Here is a 19480-nt window from a genome sequence, read left to right as displayed (position 1 = left end):
AACTACGTAAAGCGTTGGATTGACGATATGGGAACACGGTATTTTGCCTGCGGAGGGCAATAAAAAATGAATAAGATCCTGTTGGTTGATGATGACCGCGAATTGACTTCGCTGCTTAAAGAACTGCTTGAGATGGAAGGTTTTGAAGTGATTGTCGCCAGCGATGGCGAGCAGGCACTCAACCTACTGGACAACACCGTAGACCTGTTACTGCTTGATGTCATGATGCCGAAAAAGAACGGTATCGACACACTGAAAGAGTTACGTCAGCAACACCAGACACCGGTGATCATGTTGACTGCACGCGGCAGCGAACTGGATCGCGTCCTTGGTCTTGAATTGGGTGCGGATGACTATCTACCTAAACCTTTTAACGATCGCGAGCTGGTTGCGCGTATTCGCGCCATTCTGCGTCGTTCCAACTGGAGCGAGCAACAGCAGCAGCACGACAACAGTTCACCCACGCTGGAAGTCGATTGTTTACGACTTAACCCAGGTCGCCAGGAAGCCAGCTTCGATAATGAAACGCTGGACCTGACCGGCACGGAATTCACCCTGCTTTATCTGCTGGCACAGCATCTTGGCCAGGTGGTATCACGCGAACATCTCAGCCAGGAAGTGCTGGGTAAGCGTCTGACGCCGTTTGACCGCGCCATCGATATGCATATCTCTAACCTGCGTCGTAAATTACCGGAACGTCGTGATGGTCATCCGTGGTTTAAAACTCTGCGCGGACGTGGCTACCTGATGGTTTCGGCATCATGATTGGAAGTTTGACCACCCGCATCTTCGCCATCTTCTGGCTTACCCTGGCGTTGGTGTTGATGCTGGTGTTGATGGTGCCAAAACTCGACTCTCGACAGATGACCTCGTTGCTGGAAAGTGAACAGCGGCAGGGCATCATGATCGAGCAGCATGTTGAAGCCGAACTGGCGCAAGACCCACCCAACGATTTGATGTGGTGGCGTCGGTTATTTCGCGCCATTGAGAAATGGGCTCCGCCAGGCCAGCGACTATTGCTGGTGACCAGTGAGGGGCGCGTCATTGGCGCCCAGCACAACGAAATGCAGGTTATCCGCAACTTTATTGGTCAGTCCGACAATGCCGATCACCCGCAGAAGAAAAAATATGGTCGGGTAGAAATGGTTGGCCCCTTTGCCGTACGCGATGGCGAAGATAACTACCAGCTCTATCTGATCCGCCCCGCCACCAGCTCGCAACTGGATTTCGTCAATCTGCTGTTTGACCGCCCGTTGCTATTACTCATCGTCACCATGCTGATCAGCTCCCCGCTGTTACTGTGGCTGGCATGGAGCCTGGCACGTCCGGCACGTAAGCTTAAACATGCCGCCGATGAGGTAGCGAGCGGCAATTTGCGGCAGCATCCGGAACTGGAATCAGGACCACAAGAGTTCCTGGCCGCTGGCTCAAGTTTCAACCAGATGGTGAGCGCACTCGAACGCATGATGACGGCACAACAACGCCTGCTGTCAGATATCAGCCATGAGTTACGCACCCCCCTCACCCGTTTACAGTTAGCCACCGCTCTGCTGCGTCGTCGTCAGGGTGAAGGCAAAGAGCTGGAACGTATTGAAACGGAAGCGCAGCGACTGGACGGAATGATCAACGACTTGCTGGTACTGTCACGCACCCAGCATAAAAATGCGCTGGTCAGCGAAGCGATGAAGGCCAACCATCTGTGGAATGGTGTACTGGAAGATGCCAAATTCGAAGCAGAGCAGATGGGTAAACGTATGGACGTTCCTTATCCACCGGGTCCGTGGCCGTTATATGGCAACCCACACGCGCTGGAGAGTGCGCTGGAAAACATCGTACGCAATGCGCTGCGTTATTCGCATACGCATATCAGCGTTAGCTTCTCGGTGGATATCGAGGGTATTACCGTACATGTGGATGATGATGGTCCCGGCGTCAGCCCGGAAGATCGTGAGCAGATTTTCCGCCCGTTCTACCGTACCGATGAGGCACGCGATCGCGAATCAGGCGGCACCGGCCTGGGGCTGGCGATTGTCGAAACGGCAGTTCAGCAACATCGCGGTTGGGTGAAAGCTGATGACAGCCCGCTCGGCGGCCTGCGCCTGACCCTCTGGCTGCCGTTGTACTCCGCCCGCCAATAATTTGTTATGCTTCGGCCCTCGTTTCCGGGGGCCTTATGCTAAATATCGTTTTATTTGAACCTGAAATTCCGCCTAATACCGGCAATATTATCCGTCTCTGCGCCAATACTGGCTTTCAGTTGCACCTGATCGAACCTCTGGGTTTTGCCTGGGATGATAAGCGCCTGCGACGTGCCGGGCTGGATTACCACGAATTCACCGCCATCAGGCATCACGCTAACTATGCGGCATTCATTGCGACTGAAGCACCCCAGCGGGTGTTTGCACTCACCACCAAAGGCACCCCGGCGCATAGTGCCGTGCGTTATCAGGCTGGCGATTATCTGGTGTTTGGTCCGGAAAGCCGGGGGCTACCCGCAGAGATTCTTAACGCGCTGCCACCCGAGCAAAAAATTCGTATTCCGATGATGCCCGAAAGTCGCAGTATGAACCTGTCGAATGCGGTTTCAGTCGTAGTATATGAAGCGTGGCGCCAGCTTGATTATGCTGGCGCGCTGATCAAGAGCTAGATGCCGTCACCGAACTCAAAACCTGGAACGGTACCATTAAAGTGCTGATCCATGTCCATTGAGGGTTTATCGCTGGCAGGTTTACCGACAATGCGTGCCGGTACGCCTGCTGCCGTGGTATGCGGTGGTACCGGCTGAAGAACCACGGAACCGGCACCAATTTTGGCACCGCGCCCCACTTCGATATTGCCAAGTATTTTTGAACCCGCGCCAATCATCACCCCTTCACGAATCTTCGGATGACGATCGCCACTGGTTTTACCGGTACCGCCCAGGGTGACGTTTTGCAGGATGGAAACATCATTTTCTACGATGGCCGTTTCGCCGATCACGATGCCGGTGGCATGGTCGAGCATGATGCCATGACCAATGTTTGCAGCCGGGTGAATATCTACAGCAAATGAGACCGAGATTTCGTTTTGCAGGTAAACCGCCAGCGCACGGCGACCTTCCTTCCACAGCCAGTGACCAATACGATACGCCTGCAGGGCATGGAAACCTTTCAGATACAGCAAAGGCGTAGAATATTTATCAACGGCTGGGTCACGCTGACGCACCGCCTGAATATCATAGGCAGCAGAAACGATCATCGAAGGGTCTTCACGATAGGCTTCTTCAACGATTTCGCGAATAGCGATGGCAGGCATAATCGGGTTAGCCAGTTTGTTTGCCAGCATGTAGCTAAGTGCGCTGCCCAGGTTCTCGTGCTTAAGCAATGTCGCATGGAAGAAACTGGCCAGCATCGGCTCGCAGTCGGCCAGTGCCCTGGCTTCCGCTTTAATATTGTTCCAGACCAGTTCTAACTCTTCAGACGACATTGCTGTGTTCTCCCGATAAAAAAAGCGCCTGATGGGGCGCTCCAGGTGATGACGCTGGGCATCCTGCTTCAGCTTTGGCTGTTTTCGTCCTTCCTTGCACGGCCGAGTAAGCTCAATGCTGCCTCTCGCGCTGATTTTTCGCAATATAATACCTGATAAATTTGCTCGGTTATTGGCATTTCCACACCAACGCGGGAAGCTAACGCTCTGACTTCTTTGGTGTTTCTGTAACCTTCTACAACTTGTCCGATAATGCGTTGCGCCTCATCTACGTTCTCGCCCTGCCCCAGCATCATGCCAAAACGACGATTACGAGACTGATTATCGGTACACGTCAGCACCAGATCGCCCAGGCCTGCCATCCCCATAAAGGTGGTAGGATCAGCCCCCAATGCTGCGCCCAGACGGCTCATTTCGGCCAGACCACGGGTAATGAGTGCGGTGCGCGCATTCGCGCCAAAACCGATGCCATCAGAGATTCCGGCGCCGATCGCAATCACGTTTTTCACCGCACCACCCAGCTGCACGCCAATAAAGTCCGGGTTGTTATACACACGGAAACTTTTCCCACAGTGCAGCTTCTGCTGGAGATCGTCAGCAAACTGCGCATCCGTTGACGCCAGCGCAATCGCCGTTGGCATACCCGCAGCCAGCTCTTTAGCGAAAGTTGGCCCAGAGATCACGGCTAACGGGATGGTATCGCCGAGGATTTCACGTGCCACATCCTGCAGCAATCGCCCGGTTTCTTTTTCCAGACCTTTCGTCGCCCAAACGATACGCGAATCGCTACGCAAATGCGGCTTCAGCTGCAGCAGGACATCACCGAACACATGGCTCGGAACCACCACCAGCAGATCACGGCTGGCATTGACCACCTGTGCTAAATCGGTTTCAGGAACGAGGTTATCGGGAAAAGGAACATCGGGCAGAAAAGCGGTGTTGCAGCGGTCAGACTGGAGTTGCGCTACGCTTTGCGGGTTGTGGCCCCAGAGTAAAACCGGGTGACCATTGCGGGCCAGCGTGATGGCCAATGCGGTGCCGTACGAGCCGGCACCGATGACGCTAATCGAAGCGTTGAGTGTAGTCATCAGGCATCCTGATGTGGCGCGTCGCCTTCACCCTGCTGCTGTTGCAGATAGTTCATGAACAGCGCATCAAAGTTGACCGGTGCCAGGTTAAGCTGCGGGAAAGTACCGCGAGACACCAGGCTGGTAATGCATTCGCGCGCATACGGGAACAGGATGTTCGGGCAGTACGCACCAAGGCAATGTGCCATCTGAGTGCCTTCGATACCGCTGATAGTGAAAATACCGGCCTGCTGAACTTCACACAGGAACGCGGTTTCTTCACCGACGCTGGCCGTTACGGTAACACGCAGCACCACTTCATAGACTTCATCAGCCAGTTGAGAGGACGCGGTGTCCAGATCCAGCTTCACTTCCGGTTCCCACTCTTTCTGGAAAACCTGCGGCGCGTTCGGCGCTTCGAAAGACACGTCTTTGGTGTAAACACGTTGAATCTGGAACTGCATTTCGTTGGTGCTATGTTCTGACATGTTACTAAATCCTGTTAGTTAGAATTGTGTGGCCGTTAAGTTATGCCTGTAATAAGGGATCAAGTCCCTGGCGCCCATCCAGCGCAAAGAGATCATCGCAGCCGCCAATATGCTGCGCATCGATAAATATCTGTGGAACGGTCGTTCTGCCGCTACGCTGAATCATCTCTTCACGTTTCACCGCGTCCCCATCAATAGGGATCTCCTGAAACGTCACACCTTTCTGATTAAGCAGCGCCTTCGCCCGGTGGCAATAAGGACAGGTCGTTTTGGTGTAAATCTCGACATTAGCCATGCAGTTACCTTTGCGAATTATTTACCGCGCACCAGCGGCAGGTTTTCACCGCTCCAGCCGCTCACGCCATCTTTCAGAACCGAAACCTGCGTGAACCCAGCGGCACTCAGCTGTGCTGCTGGTTCGCCAGCGCTCTGCCCGGTGGCACATACCACAATTATGGGCTGAGACTTATGCTTTTCCAGTTCGCCAAAGCTACCTTTTTTGATGTCTGCCGCCGCTACATTCAGCGCCCCAGAAATGTGTCCTTTGCGATAGTCGTCACGCGAACGAACGTCTACCACCACCGCGTCCTCTTTGTTAATCAGGCGGGTTGCTTCACCGCGACTGATGGTTTTTACCTTCGAGAACATTCCTTTAACGGTGGTTACAATCACCAGAACGAGTAAGACAACCCATGCCAGACTGAGGATGGGGTGATTGCTTGCAAACTGCATAATTTCTTGCATGAGGGGTAACGACTCCAGACCGGGCTAATAAGCTAAAACAAGGGTTCTGAGTATACCTGCGCCACCTCGCATGTACAGTCGCTAAGGGGCCAGAGTTACGATTTGTGCGTCATTTTCCAAAAAAAGTGTTCTAATCGCAAAATTAAGACAAAGTTTCTGCCTGTAAGCTGGGGAAGACATGTTTGGAAAAGCAAAACCCGGCCCGGGAAACTGGTAAGCGGCTGTTCATCGTGGAATAATTAGCGACTATGAAGGGAAAAGCGATTGTTTTACCAACAAGGACCTGTCACAACGGCCCAGCGCATCCGTTGTTAACACGCTGGTCCACATTCTCCCTCAGCCTGCTCTGCGCGGGCGCTCTGCTATTGCCGCCCATTGCCCACAGTGATGATGACAGCAAAACGCAGCTGAAATCCATTCAGCAAAATATCGCCGAAAAAGAGAAAAGCGTGAAAGCGCAAAAATTGCAGCGCAGTAAGCTGCTGGATCAGCTGCAAAGCCAGGAGAAGGTTATTGCTCAGGCTAGCCGCCAGCTGCGCGAAACCCGCAATAGCCTCAGCGCCCTCGACAACGATATTGCCCAACTCAACGCCTCCATTGCCCGGCTGGAAAAACAGCAGGCACAGCAGGAAAAATTACTGGCCCAGCAGCTTGATGCCGCCTTTCGTCAGGGTCAGCACAACGGTTTACAGCTGCTACTGGGCGGCGAAGAGGCACAACGCAGCGAACGTATTCTGGCCTATTTTGGCTATCTTAATGCTGCACGCCAGAAGAACATCGATGACCTGAAACAGACGCAGCAACAGCTCGCGGAACAGCGTCAGTCGTTGCAGGACAAACAGCAGCAGCAAAAAAGTCTGTTAGCACAGCAGCAAACGCAGCAAACCAAACTTGAATCTGCAAGCGTTGCCCGCAAGAAAACCCTGACGGCACTGGAAAGTGCGCTGGAAAAAGACCAGGCTGACCTCGTAGAAATGCGCGAAAACGAGAGCCGTCTGCAGGACAAAATCGCCAAGGCGGAGCGTGAGGCCCGAGAGAGAGCCGAGCGTGAAGCGCGTGAGGCGGAGAAAGTACGTCAGCGCCAGGCACAGGCAAAAGCCAAAGGATCGAGTTATCAGCCAACGCAAAGTGAGCGTGAGCTGATGGCCCGTACCGGGGGTCTGGGTCGGCCCGGAGGTCAGGCCGTCTGGCCAGTCCACGGGCGTGTTGAGCATCGCTTTGGGGAAACCATGCAAGGCGAACTGCGCTGGAAAGGTCTGGTGATTGACGCACCAGAAGGAACCGAAGTGAAAGCCATCGCCGATGGACGCGTACTGATGGCCGACTGGCTGCAGGGCTACGGTCTGGTTGTGGTACTGGAACACGGTAAAGGCGATATGAGTCTTTACGGCTACAACCAAAGTGCGCTGGTGAGTGTCGGTGCCCAGGTGAAGGCAGGACAGCCTATCGCTTTGGTGGGTACCAGCGGCGGCCGCGGCACACCTTCGCTCTATTTTGAAATCCGGCGTCAGGGACAAGCCGTCAACCCACTACCGTGGTTAGGAAGATAAGCTTTGTTTCAACCTCATAAACTCCCGGCTGCGTTGTGTGGCCTGTTTTTGTCACTTTCCGCCCATGCGGGCAAACTTTCCATTGTGATTGACGACTTCGGCTATCGCCCGGTCGAAGAGAACAAAGTGTTGCAGATGCCCGCAGCCATCTCGGTTGCCGTCTTACCAAACGCCACCTTTGCCCGACAAATGGCGACCAAAGCGCATCAGAGTGGTCATGAAGTCCTTATCCATCTGCCAATGGCTCCTCTCAGCAAGCAGCCATTGGAGAAAGATACGCTCACGCCAGAGATGTCCAGTGCGGAAATTGCACGCATTATCCACGATGCGGTTGGCAAAGTGCCGTATGCGGTGGGGCTGAATAACCACATGGGCAGCAAAATGACATCCAGCCTGCCGGGGATGCAGAAGGTGATGCAGGTACTGAATCAGTACAATTTCTACTTTCTCGACAGCATGACTATCGGCAACAGCCAGTCAATCCCGGCCGCTGAAGGAACGCATGTTAAGGTACTGAAGCGTAGGGTGTTTCTCGATGACAGCCAGAATGATGCAGCGATTCGCGAACAATTTAACCGCGCGGTGAAACTGGCGCAGCGCGATGGCTATGCCATTGCCATCGGGCATCCTCATCCCAATACCGTGCGGGTATTGCAGCAAATGCTGCCAACATTGCCTGCGGATATCACGCTGGTGCGTCCCAGCCAGTTGCTGAATGAGCCGTTACATCAGGGGTCCGGGCCAACTAAACCGCAGCCCACTCCTGTACCTCATTTCCGTGCACCTGGTGTCTGTAAGGCCAGCAAACCGCTGCCACCCGTGCCACAGAGTCGGGCAGTATCTCTGCTCGCAGAGAGCATTCAGCAAAGTCCCTTTATCCGGAATCTGACAAATTTGTTCTGAGCGGCTTCCCATTCCCGCGTAGATAATGGAGAATTTTCTTCTGACCGCATTGCATCGTCAATGCGGTTAAACGATACCCAAACAGCATCGCCGGCAATGAAACTTAAGCCAGATCAACCGGTCAAATAAGTTTCATTATAATCAGTGCATGAAAAACGAGTCAGTCAATGCGTAAGATCTGGAAAACCAAGCTGTTAGATAAGGCTATTGTTATTCACAATTTCGTGAAACGCCATCAGGTTGAAACATCCGTCGATTTTTCAGCATTGCGTCCTGCGCACATTTTAATTTTCTCGACCACCGCACTCGGCGACTTTCTTTTTAACACTCCGGCGATTCGCGCTGTTCGCAACCGTTATCCTGACGCAATCATTACACTTATCGCCCATCAGAAATTCGCTGAGTTTCTCCAGGAGGGTGATGACTGGGATAACCTGGTATTCTGGAATAATAAAGCCATAACCATCCCCGGCTTGCTGAAGCAATTAAAATCCCACCCCAAAGCCGAGCTGGCATTATTGCTACATTCTCATGAGCCTTATGATTATTTGTCCGCGATCATGGCTGGTGCAAAGTACATTATCAAGGATAACTATAAGGATAATTTGCCACTGCGTGACAAATGGCTAATTGATTATATCATTGCATTCAAAGGCCATATTATTGAACGTAAACTGCAATTAGTTCAGGCTCTGGGCTGTGACATAACCGATATAGAAATGAAGCTCCCCTTCCGGATCGCGGAAAAAAAGGTTCTCCCTTTACCTACGGTGGGTTTGCAGCTTGGGGCTTCTACGCCGGAACGCTGTTGGGCACCCGAAAACTTTGCGGCCATGACTCTACAGCTACTTGATCATTCTCCGCATTTATCTTTTGTGTTGATTGGTGGTCCCGGAGATAAAGGAAGAGCAGAAGCTTTTCTCAATCTGATCCCTGAACAATATCATGATCGTATAGTTAATCGAGTCGGTGATACTTCCCTGCCCGAATTGTGCGCACTGATTAATGATTTTGATCTGTTGGTGACAGGAGATACCGGCCCCCTGCACATTGCCGTGACTGTAAAAACACCAACTCTGGGGTTATTCGTCACCGCTAACCCTTATGCTACTGGCGCCTTACAAAACCCAGAGTTGCATCATATGATTTATATTGGTCGTCAGAAATCACAGGATCATCTGGCCCATCTCATGGATGTCATTAAACCTGAGAGAGTTACAGAGCAGGTTGAACGAATTCTCAGAAAATTTCGCCCAGAAATTCAACTAATGAAACAATATCACGGGTAAGATTGTTCTCTGAACCATACGAATTTTTTTCCAGGCTCGATGATATTAGCTATACTTCGACGAGGAAAAAGAAATCGCTCAGAGATGTTCATGGAATGACGGCATCTTCAGTTCAGTTACGAATTCGAAGAAGTAATAAACATCGACAGGTTCTGGTATGTTTTATGAACAGTAAGGTTTTATCAATTGTTGTCACAGCCCATAATCTGGAAGGGCATATTAAGAAAACTCTGGAAAGTATACTTCTGGCGGTTGGCAACAAAGTATCTTCTTGTGAGTTTATACTTATTGATGATGCTTCAGTCGATGGAACCAGCAATATTCTGCGTGAATTTTCGGATAAAAATGAGAACACTTTTTATTATCGCACAGAATTTAAAAATATCGGAAAAGTCAGAAACTTCGCCATTGATAAATGCCAGGGTGAATACATTACCATGGTCGATGGTGATGATCTGGTTTATGAAAAATCGCTAGCCAACATAATAGATTTCCTCGAGAATAACGACATAGACATTCTTATTTCTCCCCTTTATGAAATCAAAGGTGAGATTCCACTGCTCGACAACTGGCAATGGAAAGTCCCGAAGAAGATTACCCAGGATAATGCCATTGAAGAATTTCTTATTCACAAGAAATTCCAGGGTCATTTTATCGGAAAAATAGTCAATAAGTCTTTATTCATGAATTCATGTTTCCCGGATTTTTTTTGTTATGAAGATATCGCGCTAATTCCTGAGATATTGAAAAAAGCAGCCAATGTCTATTTCTGCCAGCGAGCTTTTTATATTTACATTAAGCAATCTCATAGTCTTTCCAGTGCATTATCGGCAGAGAAACTTGAGTTAAAGGCGCAAGCATTATTAATGATGGATGCTGAATTTGGCAGTCACTGGCGTCATCTGACCGCTATTCATGTGGTTCAGTTATTATATAAACATAAAAAACAGTTATCAGAAGCATCGCAGAATGCGATGTACGATATTCTGCGTCAAACATCAGCCTCGAAATTCTTCCTTAGCTCAAGCGTCAGATTAAGCATAAAGAAAAAATATCTTATTCTTAAGTTGAAGATCCGTTAAATAGATTCCAGCCCATAAAAAATTAATGAGCTGGAATTGATGCTGACTGACTTATGGCTGAAGAAGTTCGCTTAGTCTGGCATATACCACAGCAGATGAAACGAAAGACAAATTATTATCCTCAGCTTTCAAACTAAACTGATTTTTCCCATATCCACCAATCAGCCCCGGATCTGTCGGACCGTACAACGTAATATTTGGACGATCCAGCGCTGCCGTCAGGTGGCTCAACCCCGTGTCCACTGACACTACAGCACGCGCACCAGCCAGTTGACGGGCAACCTGTTCCAGCGTCAGGCGCGGCAGCACCTCAACATGGTCAAAGCCTTCAGCAAGGCGCAGAGCGCGTTGATGTTCATGCTCAGCCCCCCAGGGTAACTTCACGCGTAGCCCGGTTGGCTGCACTAATTCAATCAGCTCACGCCAGTGAGTTTCCGGCCAATGTTTGTTGTCACGCGTTGTTGCATGCAAAAACACCAGATACTGCCCGGCATCTGCCGGAAGCTCCGTGAGAAAATGCCCTGCAATTGCATAATCGCCCTGAGTAGCAGGTTTTTCATAGCCGAGGCTTTTCGCGAACAATTCACGCGTGCGTTCTACCGCATGTTGCTGCTTGTTGATTTCATGGCGTTTGTCGTACCACCAGCTGGCAAAGGGTTCACGAGCACTGCGGCTATCCTGGCCGTGTTTCACCCCTTTCGCCAGACGGGTGACCAGCGCAGCGCTTTTAATCAGTCCCTGTGCGTCAATCACCACGTCATACTCGCGCGCCTGTAACTCACGCTTAAACAACACGCGTTCTTCGCGTTGCTGGCTACCGAACCAATGCTTACGCCAGCGACGAATCCCCACTGGCAGCACTTTATCTACTGCCGGATGCCACGCCGGGATTTGAGCAAAATTTTCTTCCACAACCCAATCAAAACGAATGCCAGGAATCGCCTGCATTGCATCGGTCAACGCAGGCAGTGAGTGCAGGACATCGCCCATAGAAGAAGTTTTAACAATCAGGACGTGCATGTTTACTCCTGCGCCGCGTTGAGCAAAGCGCTTAATTCCTGATGCACGCGCGTGGGCTGAATGTCGATCAGGCTTTGATGATAGCCCTGTTCGGCATCGCCTTTGCGGACTTTGTGATAACCGGTGATCAGGCGAATAACGCGAGCCTGATGCGACAGTGGCGGGGTGAAATCGGGACTGCTGGGGCCATACAATGCCACCAGCGGGCGATTAAGTGCGGCTGCAATATGCATCAGACCGGAGTCATTGCTGACCACCGCAGCACAGTTCGCCAGCAGAATGACCGCCTGCTCCAGCTGCGTTTCACCCGCCAGGTTTTTACAGTGCGTACGTGCCACCTCGGGCAGAGTCTGAATAATGGTATCGCCAGTCTCGCGATCTTTGGCCGAACCAAACAGCACCACCTGATAACCTTCACCGATCAGCTGTTCTGCGAGCGCGGCATAATGATAATGCGGCCAGCGTTTTGCCGGACCGAACTCCGCACCCGGGCAGAAGCCAATCGCTGGACGATCGGCAGAGAGCGCAAACTGTGCAGCCGTCATGCGCTTCTCATCTTCCTCTACCCGGAGCTGCGGCCACAACAAGGGTTGCGGCAACTGCTGCGCCGCAGCAACGGGTTTATCGTAGCCAAGCGCCACATAGCGCTCAACCATCAGCGGAAACGCGGCTTTATCCAACACACGCACATCATTCAGCACACCGTAGCGCATCTCCCCACGCCAGCCGATACGGCGTTTAATACCGGCAAAAAACGGTACCAGCGCCGATTTGAAGGAATTCGGCAGCACATAGGCGCGATCGTAACCGCTGGCCTGCAAGGTTTTGCCCAGGCGGCGACGCTCACCCAGCGCCAGTGCGCCATGACCGAGCGGCATCGCCAGTGCCTGATTCACTTCCGGCATACGTGACAGCAGCGGACGGCACCAGGCGGGTGCCATGACATCAATAACAGCCTCAGGATGCTCAGCCTTGAGCGTGCGATAGAGACTTTGCGACATCATCATATCGCCGACCCAGGACGGGCCAATAACCAGAATTTTCATCGCTGCTGCCGATTTCCTTATGCGTTACGGTTCAGCCAGGCCATATATTCCGCAACACCAACGGCCACGGTTTTGAACGGTTTGTCATAACCTGCGGCGCGCAGTTTAGTCAGATCCGCCTGGGTATATGCCTGGTAACGGCCTTTCAGCTTGTCCGGGAACGGGATGTATTCAATCTCGCCTTGCTGATGGAATTTCAGCACCGCATCAGCCACTTCCTGGAAAGATTCCGCACGACCGGTACCGCAGTTGTAAATGCCGGAGATACCGTTTTCCCAGCACCACAGATTCACGGCGGCAACGTCATCAACGTGGATAAAGTCGCGACGGAAATCGTCACTGCCTTCAAACAGCTTAGGGTTTTCGCCATTGCTGATTTGCGTGTTGAGATGGAAAGCCACGCTCGCCATGCTGCCTTTATGGCCTTCACGCGGACCGTAGACGTTAAAGTAACGGAAACCACATACCGGTGAGTCCGCTTCCGGCAGAATCTGGCGCACATAATGGTCGAATAACATTTTGGAGTAGCCATAAACATTCAGTGGCTGCTCGTACTGACGTTCTTCGATGAAGTTATCGTTGCGGCCGCCGTAGGTGGCTGCGGAAGAGGCATACAGGAACGGAATTTCACGATCGAGGCAGAAGTGCAGCAGATCTTTGGAATACTGATAGTTGTTATCCATCATGTATTTGCCGTCCCACTCTGTGGTGGACGAGCAGGCGCCTTCATGGAATACCGCTTCGATCGGCCCCAGATCTTCACCGGACATGATGTAGCTGAGGAATTCCTCTTTATCCATGTAATCAGAGATGTCCAGATCCGCCAGATTCACGAACTTGGTGCCATCCTTCAGATTATCCACTACCAGAATGTCGGTATGACCGCGATCGTTCAACGCCTTGACGATGTTGCTGCCAATCATGCCAGCGCCACCCGTTACGATAATCATGTGCTTTGCCTTTAAACAGTTGGGGTAAACAGGAGGTTTCACCCACGAATATCTATCATCATAACATTTCAGCCCGCACCAGGCAGCCAGATGACTCCGTAAGCCCGGCATATTTCCCACCCGCAGCGTGAACTATGCTGCAAAACGGAGATTTCATTGGCTGAAACGTCGTTAAACCGCTTTTCGATCAGTAATATGTGCCAAAATTTTGCTATCTGAGGAGCAGAATCATGTCCGATCAATTCTATTCGCAAATCCAGCAGCAACTTGAGACAACACGCCAGGAAGGATTGTTCAAACAGGAACGAACCATTACCTCGCCACAGCAGGCGGAAATTAGCGTTGCTCAGGGTCAGACGGTCATCAATTTTTGCGCCAATAACTATCTTGGTCTGGCGAACCATCCGACGCTGATTCAGGCGGCTAAAGAAGGGATGGATTCCCACGGTTTCGGCATGGCCTCAGTGCGCTTTATCTGTGGTACCCAGGATATCCACCAGCAGCTGGAACACAAACTGGCCGATTTCCTCGGTATGGAAGACGCCATCCTGTTCTCCTCCTGTTTTGATGCCAACGGTGGCCTGTTTGAGACGCTGCTCGGCGCGGAAGATGCCATCATCTCCGATGCGCTCAATCACGCGTCGATCATTGATGGCGTTCGCCTGTGCAAAGCGCAGCGTTATCGCTATGCCAACAATGATATGAACGAATTACGTGCACGCCTGCAGGAAGCGCGGGACAAGGGCGCACGCCATATCCTGATCGCCACCGATGGCGTGTTTTCAATGGATGGCGTGATTGCCAACCTGCAGGGGATTTGCGACCTGGCGGATGAGTTTGATGCACTGGTAATGGTCGATGATTCACATGCCGTCGGTTTTGTCGGTGCCTGTGGGCGTGGCACCCATGAGTATTGCCACGTGATGGATCGCATCGACATTCTGACCGGCACCCTGGGCAAAGCACTGGGCGGCGCATCAGGCGGTTATGTCGCCGCGAAAAAAGAGGTGGTGGAGTGGCTGCGTCAGCGTTCGCGCCCTTATCTGTTCTCTAACTCACTGGCCCCGGCGATAGTGGCAGCTTCGCTGCGGGTGCTGGAAATGCTGAGTGAAGGCGATGGCCTGCGCCAGCGTCTGTGGGAAAACGCGCGCTATTTCCGCGAACAAATGACCGCCGCCGGGTTTACCCTGGCGGGTGCCGATCACGCCATCATTCCGGTGATGCTTGGCGATGCGAAGGTGGCACAGGAGTTTGCCAGCCTGTTGCAACGCGAAGGCATTTACGTGACTGGCTTCTTCTACCCGGTCGTACCCAAAGGCCAGGCACGTATTCGTACCCAGATTTCTGCCGGCCATACCCAGGCACAGCTGGAGCAGGCGGTAGCGGCCTTTACCCGTATTGGTCAGCAGCTGGGCGTGATCGCCTGAGGAGCCGGGAATGAAAGCACTCGCGAAATTAAAAGCGGAAGAAGGCATCTGGATGGTGACCGATGCGCCGATTCCGGAACCTGGCCATAACGACCTGCTGATAAAAATCCGCAAAACCGCGATTTGCGGTACCGATATCCATATCTACAACTGGGACGACTGGTCACGGAAAACCATCCCGGTACCGATGATCACCGGCCACGAATACGTTGGCGAAGTGGTGGCCATCGGGCAGGAGGTGAAAGGTTTCTCCATCGGCGACCGCGTCTCGGGCGAAGGTCATATCACCTGCGGTCACTGCCGTAACTGCCGTGCCGGACGCACCCATCTGTGCCGCAATACCGTCGGCGTGGGTGTTAATCGTCAGGGATGCTTCGCCGAGTATCTGGTCATTCCGGCCTTCAATGCCTTTAAAATCCCGGACAACATCTCCGACGAGCTGGCGGCTATTTTCGATCCCTTCGGCAATGCGGTGCATACCGCACTGTCGTTTGATCTGGTGGGCGAAGATGTGCTGATTTCCGGTGCGGGTCCGATAGGCATCATGGCCGCCGCCGTGTGTAAGCATGTCGGCGCACGCAATGTGGTGATCACCGACATCAACGAATATCGCCTTGGCCTGGCGCGTAACATGGGCGTGACGCGCGCGGTAAATGTGGCACAGGAGAATCTGCATGAAGTGATGGCCTCACTGGGGATGACTGAAGGCTTTGATGTCGGGCTGGAGATGTCTGGCGCGCCACCTGCCTTTCGCAGTCTGCTGGATGTAATGAACCACGGTGGCCGTATCGCGCTGCTCGGTATCCCGCCGGGGGAGATGGCAATTGACTGGAACCAGGTGATTTTCAAAGGGCTGTTTATCAAAGGGATCTACGGTCGTGAGATGTTTGAAACCTGGTACAAAATGGCAGCACTGATCCAATCCGGCCTCGATCTGACGCCCATCATCACTCATCGTTTCCCTATTGACGACTTCCAGCAGGGCTTTGATGAGATGCGTTCCGGCCACTCAGGCAAAGTGATACTGAGCTGGGATTAATTATCACCAGCGATAGCGCCCTGCCGTCCTAAACGGTATAAAGGGCGCTTCACTTAGCAATTCAGTCTGGATGTGACATGCGCATTTTAATGATTATTGATGGTTTACCGGGTGGCGGCGCAGAGAAAGTGGTGCTGACCCTTAGCGAATCGATTCATAAAATGGGGCATCACGTCACCCTCTACTCGCTGGCTGAAACCTGCGCCTATGCCCTGCCGGAAGGTGTCGAGTACCGCGTCATCACCCAGCACAGCAAGGCCCCGTGGCGTAAGCTGACTGAGTTGTCACGCCGCGCCAGAAAGCTGGATAACGTTTTACGCCAGGATGAAGCGCAAAACGGCAAATATGACCTGATCATCTCCAACCTGCATAAAACCGACCGCATTGTGGCGCGTAGCCAGGCCATCGATCGTTCACGTTTATGGTTCTGCATTCATGGTGTGTTGTCATCAACCTATCTCGGCCATCGTAAGGGGCTGAATTACTGGTTCAAAAAACAGAAGATGGCGAGCATTTACCATGGCCGCAATATCACCGCCGTTTCCCAGGCCGTGCTGGACGACCTGGTGGATGTGATGGGGGTACGCACCGCAAAAACTGCGGTGATTAACAACCCCTTCGATTTACAGGCACTGCGCCAGCGCGCGGATGAACCCTGCGATCTGGCAGGTACTGACTATCTGATCAACGTAGCGCGTATTCACCCGCAAAAACGTCAGGACCGTCTGCTGGAAGCCTTTGCCCAATCAGGCCTTGCTGACCGGGCAAAACTGGTGCTGCTGGGCACCGGTACGGAAGAACGTATTGCCGCCGCCAAACAACTGGCGCAGAAACTGAATATCGCCGATCGCGTACTGTTCCTCGGTTTTCAGTCCAACCCTTTCCCGTACATCAAACATGCGCGTCTGATGGTGATGAGTTCTGACAGCGAAGGCTTTGGCAACGTGATTGTTGAATCGCTGATTTGCGGCACACCGGTGATCAGTACGCGCTGCCCGGGTGGCCCGGAGGAGATTCTGGTGAAAGCGGGGATGGCGGATATGCTGACGCCGATCGATGCTCAGGCACTGGCCAGTAAAATGGTCGAGGTTTACGACCATTTACCGGCAATTAATGAACAGGCACTCAGCCTGTATGACGTGACGGCCATCAGCCGTCAGTATGTCGATCTAGCCGCCCGTTAACGCAGCGCGAGGCGCTGCCAGGCCTGCCAGACCGTTTCCGGCGAGATATCACTGCATTCGCCCGAAGCGGTCTGCATGATTTCATATTCGCCCGACCACGGATGCCAGATTTGTGCATTGGTATCGCCAAAAAACACCACCTGCTTTTTATGCAATCCAGCCGCGATGTGCATCTGGCCGCCATCGCTGCATAAAATCTGCTCACAACCATCAAACCCAGCGATCAATTCACGAATCGAAGCCGTGGCATAACGTGCCAGTCGCGGGGAATCCACCATTTGCATCAGCTCATCCGCCCGAGCCGCATCACCTTTATCGTTGGGATCCAGCGCCCCCTGCGGGGACCAGAACAGCAGCACGCGTGCCTGCTCATCTTCCAGCAACTGACGAATAAAGGTTGCGTAGGCAGCGACAGGCCAGCGTCGTTTCGGGCTACGACTGCTGATGTGCACGCCGTAGGTTTTGCCCGCACCAGGCAGCAATTGCGCCACCCGCGCGCTTGCCTGTGCGCGTTCCGCATCAGAAAGATAAAGGTTCACCTGTGGCACTTCAGGCGCGTCCTGGGTTAACGCGGAAAGGTAGGAATAGGTGTGTTCCACCTGGTGAGTGCCATGAAAGTCCTGTTTCTGGAAAGGATGATCCAGCACGGCATCCGCTTGGGCGGCACCGATAATATTGTGCGCACCGGCCATTTTAGCCAGCCGCAGGCTGTATTTGCAGGGCACCGGGTTTGCCAGGATCGTGGCGTCGAAACGGGTTTTACGCAAGGCGAGCATGATTTTGACGCGTTGCCAGTATACGCCCAGCGTCGTTTCGTTTTTGCCGCGATGTTTCGCCTTTTTATACACAAATAACCGATCAACGTTGGGATTATGGTCCACCACATCCTCGGCGATTTTATTCACCAGCAAGGTCAGTTTAGCGTCGGGAAAGGCCTGCTTCAGACCCTCCAGCAATGGCGTGGTGCACACCATGTCGCCAATGTTGTCACGCCTGATAACTAAAATATTCTTCATGTTGCTGCCCAGAGTTAACTTGCTTTCGCCCGGAAAATTGGCCCTGAAATGATCGCAAAATGCTGAAAACCCTCGGGACCAACTCTTTTTGACCATTAATGTGCAATAAGTTCTGAATTGCCTGGTAATAATTAATGTCAGGATTTCGTTAATAGTTCATTAAAACAATACCGAACAATGTCGCTAAACAACCCTGTCCTTTCCATCATCACCCCGATGTATAACGCCGGAGAGATGCTTGAAACGTTTATACAATCGCTGCTGGCCCAGACTCTGACCAGTCTGGAGATCATTATTGTCAACGATGGTTCGACTGATGGTTCCGGGGAGCGTGCAGAGACTTACGCACAGCAGCACCCACATATCAGCGTGATTCATCAACCTAATGGTGGCGTATCACGCGCCCGTAATGCCGGGCTGGCTATCGCACGCGGTAAATATGTCACCTTTCCCGATGCTGATGACACCATGCATCCGACGATGTATCAGACATTAGTGGAGATGGCGGAACAGGATAATCTTGATGCTGCCCAATGTAACGCCGTACGTTTTTTTCAGACCAGCCAGAAAACCAAACCACTGATTCCGCTCGACCGCCTGACCAGCACCGGGGTACTCAGCGGCCCGGAGTGGCTCAGCAAGGCGCTGAACACCCATCGTTATTTGCATGTGGTGTGGCTGGGTATCTATCGCCGCGCAATAATCGAACAACAGCAGCTTACTTTTGAACCTGGCCTGCATCATCAGGACATTCCCTGGACCACCGAATTTATGCTGAACGCCCAGCGGGTGCGCTACACCGACCAGGTGTTGTACCGCTATTACATGCACGATGCCTCAATCAGCAATCGTAAACGTACCGGTGAACGCAATGTGGCTTATCAACGTCACTACCTGAAAATTGCCAGGATGCTGGAGGAGATCAATGCGCGTTACCAGCATAAGGTGAGAATCTACCCAGCGTTTCATTATCAGATCACCCATGAAGCACTGAGCGTCTGCCATAGCATCAGGCGCGAGCCAGAAGCGAGTGCACGTCAGGCAATTATTCATGACCTCTTCGCCACCCAAACGCACAAACGGATGTTGCGCAATGCGCGCGGCATAAAACAATGGTATCAACTGTTGTTGTGGCTGAGCCGTATTTATCGCTGGCGAGAGAAATAAGCGCCGCGCCTGACTTTCACCCCTGGGGGGTTTGCCCTACAAT

20 protein-coding genes are annotated in these 19480 nt (G+C 52.4%); 11 read left to right on the top strand and 9 right to left on the bottom strand.

Going from position 1 to position 19480, the window contains the following annotated elements; all coding sequences use genetic code 11:
• Positions 1-66: 66 nt before the first annotated feature.
• Genes cpxR through trmL form a run of 3 tightly spaced genes read left to right on the top strand, consistent with a single transcriptional unit; the run spans position 67 to position 2647 of the window.
• The gene (cpxR, locus tag RCF31_RS13495; RefSeq protein ID WP_084877909.1) at positions 67-765 is read left to right on the top strand and encodes an envelope stress response regulator transcription factor CpxR; all 699 of its coding nucleotides are present in this window, start codon (positions 67-69) and stop codon (positions 763-765) included.
• Positions 762-2138, top strand: coding sequence for an envelope stress sensor histidine kinase CpxA (gene cpxA, locus RCF31_RS13490; RefSeq protein WP_084877911.1), 1377 nt, complete (start codon positions 762-764; stop codon positions 2136-2138). The genes cpxR and cpxA overlap by 4 nt, the downstream gene beginning before the upstream one ends.
• Before the next feature lie 35 nt (positions 2139-2173).
• Positions 2174-2647 carry a tRNA (uridine(34)/cytosine(34)/5-carboxymethylaminomethyluridine(34)-2'-O)-methyltransferase TrmL gene (gene trmL / locus RCF31_RS13485; protein WP_416411167.1) on the top strand — a complete coding sequence of 158 codons (474 nt, stop codon included), beginning with the start codon at positions 2174-2176 and terminating at the stop codon, positions 2645-2647.
• Here the strand turns inward: trmL and cysE are convergent.
• The 5 genes from cysE to RCF31_RS13460 form a co-directional block, all read right to left on the bottom strand.
• Positions 2644-3465 (bottom strand): serine O-acetyltransferase, encoded by an 822-nt coding sequence (gene cysE / locus RCF31_RS13480; protein WP_084877917.1) that lies wholly within the window; start codon positions 3463-3465, stop codon positions 2644-2646. The genes trmL and cysE overlap by 4 nt on opposite strands.
• Positions 3466-3533: 68 nt before the next feature.
• Entirely contained in the window at positions 3534-4553 is a 1020-nt protein-coding gene (gpsA, locus tag RCF31_RS13475; protein WP_299448516.1) for an NAD(P)H-dependent glycerol-3-phosphate dehydrogenase, read from the bottom strand.
• Positions 4553-5020, bottom strand: a complete 468-nt coding sequence (gene secB, locus RCF31_RS13470) for a protein-export chaperone SecB (RefSeq protein WP_013511010.1) — start codon at positions 5018-5020, stop codon at positions 4553-4555. Before secB ends, gpsA begins: the two co-directional genes overlap by 1 nt.
• A gap of 40 nt (positions 5021-5060) precedes the next feature.
• Positions 5061-5315 (bottom strand): glutaredoxin 3, encoded by a 255-nt coding sequence (grxC, locus tag RCF31_RS13465; RefSeq protein WP_208716910.1) that lies wholly within the window; start codon positions 5313-5315, stop codon positions 5061-5063.
• A 17-nt stretch (positions 5316-5332) separates the two neighbouring features.
• The gene (locus tag RCF31_RS13460; protein ID WP_013511012.1) at positions 5333-5764 is read right to left on the bottom strand and encodes a rhodanese-like domain-containing protein; all 432 of its coding nucleotides are present in this window, start codon (positions 5762-5764) and stop codon (positions 5333-5335) included.
• 248 nt (positions 5765-6012) lie between these two features.
• Between RCF31_RS13460 and envC the strand changes: the two genes are divergently transcribed.
• The 4 genes from envC (at position 6013) to RCF31_RS13440 (ending at position 10588) form a co-directional block, all read left to right on the top strand.
• Positions 6013-7314, top strand: coding sequence for a murein hydrolase activator EnvC (gene envC / locus RCF31_RS13455; RefSeq protein ID WP_416411166.1), 1302 nt, complete (start codon positions 6013-6015; stop codon positions 7312-7314).
• A 3-nt stretch (positions 7315-7317) separates the two neighbouring features.
• Positions 7318-8217 (top strand): divergent polysaccharide deacetylase family protein, encoded by a 900-nt coding sequence (locus tag RCF31_RS13450; RefSeq protein WP_416411165.1) that lies wholly within the window; start codon positions 7318-7320, stop codon positions 8215-8217.
• A gap of 167 nt (positions 8218-8384) precedes the next feature.
• Complete coding sequence (locus RCF31_RS13445) at positions 8385-9506, top strand: glycosyltransferase family 9 protein (protein WP_416411164.1); 1122 nt, start codon at positions 8385-8387, stop codon at positions 9504-9506.
• Between the two features lie 164 nt (positions 9507-9670).
• The gene (locus tag RCF31_RS13440) at positions 9671-10588 is read left to right on the top strand and encodes a glycosyltransferase family 2 protein (RefSeq protein WP_416411163.1); all 918 of its coding nucleotides are present in this window, start codon (positions 9671-9673) and stop codon (positions 10586-10588) included.
• A gap of 51 nt (positions 10589-10639) precedes the next feature.
• On the opposite strand, the gene rfaC is transcribed toward RCF31_RS13440, so the two are convergent.
• Genes rfaC through rfaD form a run of 3 tightly spaced genes read right to left on the bottom strand, consistent with a single transcriptional unit; the run spans position 10640 to position 13604 of the window.
• Positions 10640-11608 carry a lipopolysaccharide heptosyltransferase RfaC gene (gene rfaC, locus RCF31_RS13435; RefSeq protein ID WP_416411162.1) on the bottom strand — a complete coding sequence of 323 codons (969 nt, stop codon included), beginning with the start codon at positions 11606-11608 and terminating at the stop codon, positions 10640-10642.
• A 2-nt stretch (positions 11609-11610) separates the two neighbouring features.
• Positions 11611-12654 carry an ADP-heptose--LPS heptosyltransferase RfaF gene (gene rfaF / locus RCF31_RS13430; protein WP_313681787.1) on the bottom strand — a complete coding sequence of 348 codons (1044 nt, stop codon included), beginning with the start codon at positions 12652-12654 and terminating at the stop codon, positions 11611-11613.
• Between the two features lie 17 nt (positions 12655-12671).
• Positions 12672-13604 (bottom strand): ADP-glyceromanno-heptose 6-epimerase, encoded by a 933-nt coding sequence (gene rfaD, locus RCF31_RS13425; protein WP_299448534.1) that lies wholly within the window; start codon positions 13602-13604, stop codon positions 12672-12674.
• 230 nt (positions 13605-13834) lie between these two features.
• Here rfaD and RCF31_RS13420 point away from each other — a divergent pair, with 230 nt between their 5' ends.
• The 3 genes from RCF31_RS13420 (at position 13835) to RCF31_RS13410 (ending at position 17254) form a co-directional block, all read left to right on the top strand.
• Entirely contained in the window at positions 13835-15031 is a 1197-nt protein-coding gene (locus tag RCF31_RS13420) for a glycine C-acetyltransferase (protein WP_416411161.1), read from the top strand.
• Positions 15032-15041: 10 nt separating this feature from the next.
• Positions 15042-16070, top strand: coding sequence for an L-threonine 3-dehydrogenase (tdh, locus tag RCF31_RS13415; protein WP_416411160.1), 1029 nt, complete (start codon positions 15042-15044; stop codon positions 16068-16070).
• Positions 16071-16147: 77 nt separating this feature from the next.
• On the top strand, positions 16148-17254 hold the full coding sequence (locus RCF31_RS13410) for a glycosyltransferase (protein WP_416411159.1): 1107 nt from the start codon (positions 16148-16150) through the stop codon (positions 17252-17254).
• Here RCF31_RS13410 and RCF31_RS13405 read toward each other — a convergent pair.
• Positions 17251-18270, bottom strand: a complete 1020-nt coding sequence (locus RCF31_RS13405) for a glycosyltransferase family 9 protein (protein ID WP_299448542.1) — start codon at positions 18268-18270, stop codon at positions 17251-17253. The two genes, RCF31_RS13410 and RCF31_RS13405, sit on opposite strands and share 4 nt — an antisense overlap.
• A gap of 216 nt (positions 18271-18486) precedes the next feature.
• On the opposite strand from RCF31_RS13405, the gene RCF31_RS13400 reads away from it, so the two are divergent.
• Complete coding sequence (locus tag RCF31_RS13400) at positions 18487-19437, top strand: glycosyltransferase (RefSeq protein WP_416413258.1); 951 nt, start codon at positions 18487-18489, stop codon at positions 19435-19437.
• Positions 19438-19480 lie beyond the last annotated feature (43 nt).

It is taken from the genome of Pantoea sp. App145 (assembly GCF_047947045.1).
Classification (GTDB): Bacteria; Pseudomonadota; Gammaproteobacteria; order Enterobacterales; family Enterobacteriaceae; genus Pantoea.
Note: the sequence above shows the minus strand (reverse complement) of the source record. Positions and strands in the feature narration are given on the sequence as shown.

Coding starts and splice junctions, on each gene's coding strand:
- cpxR (WP_084877909.1), top strand. CDS start 67: ATGAATAAGATCCTGTTGGTTGATGATGACCGCGAATTGACTTCGCTG.
- cpxA (WP_084877911.1), top strand. CDS start 762: ATGATTGGAAGTTTGACCACCCGCATCTTCGCCATCTTCTGGCTTACC.
- trmL (WP_416411167.1), top strand. CDS start 2,174: ATGCTAAATATCGTTTTATTTGAACCTGAAATTCCGCCTAATACCGGC.
- cysE (WP_084877917.1), bottom strand. CDS start 3,465: ATGTCGTCTGAAGAGTTAGAACTGGTCTGGAACAATATTAAAGCGGAA.
- gpsA (WP_299448516.1), bottom strand. CDS start 4,553: ATGACTACACTCAACGCTTCGATTAGCGTCATCGGTGCCGGCTCGTAC.
- secB (WP_013511010.1), bottom strand. CDS start 5,020: ATGTCAGAACATAGCACCAACGAAATGCAGTTCCAGATTCAACGTGTT.
- grxC (WP_208716910.1), bottom strand. CDS start 5,315: ATGGCTAATGTCGAGATTTACACCAAAACGACCTGTCCTTATTGCCAC.
- RCF31_RS13460 (WP_013511012.1), bottom strand. CDS start 5,764: ATGCAAGAAATTATGCAGTTTGCAAGCAATCACCCCATCCTCAGTCTG.
- envC (WP_416411166.1), top strand. CDS start 6,013: ATGAAGGGAAAAGCGATTGTTTTACCAACAAGGACCTGTCACAACGGC.
- RCF31_RS13445 (WP_416411164.1), top strand. CDS start 8,385: ATGCGTAAGATCTGGAAAACCAAGCTGTTAGATAAGGCTATTGTTATT.
- RCF31_RS13440 (WP_416411163.1), top strand. CDS start 9,671: ATGAACAGTAAGGTTTTATCAATTGTTGTCACAGCCCATAATCTGGAA.
- rfaC (WP_416411162.1), bottom strand. CDS start 11,608: ATGCACGTCCTGATTGTTAAAACTTCTTCTATGGGCGATGTCCTGCAC.
- rfaF (WP_313681787.1), bottom strand. CDS start 12,654: ATGAAAATTCTGGTTATTGGCCCGTCCTGGGTCGGCGATATGATGATG.
- rfaD (WP_299448534.1), bottom strand. CDS start 13,604: ATGATTATCGTAACGGGTGGCGCTGGCATGATTGGCAGCAACATCGTC.
- RCF31_RS13420 (WP_416411161.1), top strand. CDS start 13,835: ATGTCCGATCAATTCTATTCGCAAATCCAGCAGCAACTTGAGACAACA.
- tdh (WP_416411160.1), top strand. CDS start 15,042: ATGAAAGCACTCGCGAAATTAAAAGCGGAAGAAGGCATCTGGATGGTG.
- RCF31_RS13410 (WP_416411159.1), top strand. CDS start 16,148: ATGCGCATTTTAATGATTATTGATGGTTTACCGGGTGGCGGCGCAGAG.
- RCF31_RS13405 (WP_299448542.1), bottom strand. CDS start 18,270: ATGAAGAATATTTTAGTTATCAGGCGTGACAACATTGGCGACATGGTG.
- RCF31_RS13400 (WP_416413258.1), top strand. CDS start 18,487: ATGTATAACGCCGGAGAGATGCTTGAAACGTTTATACAATCGCTGCTG.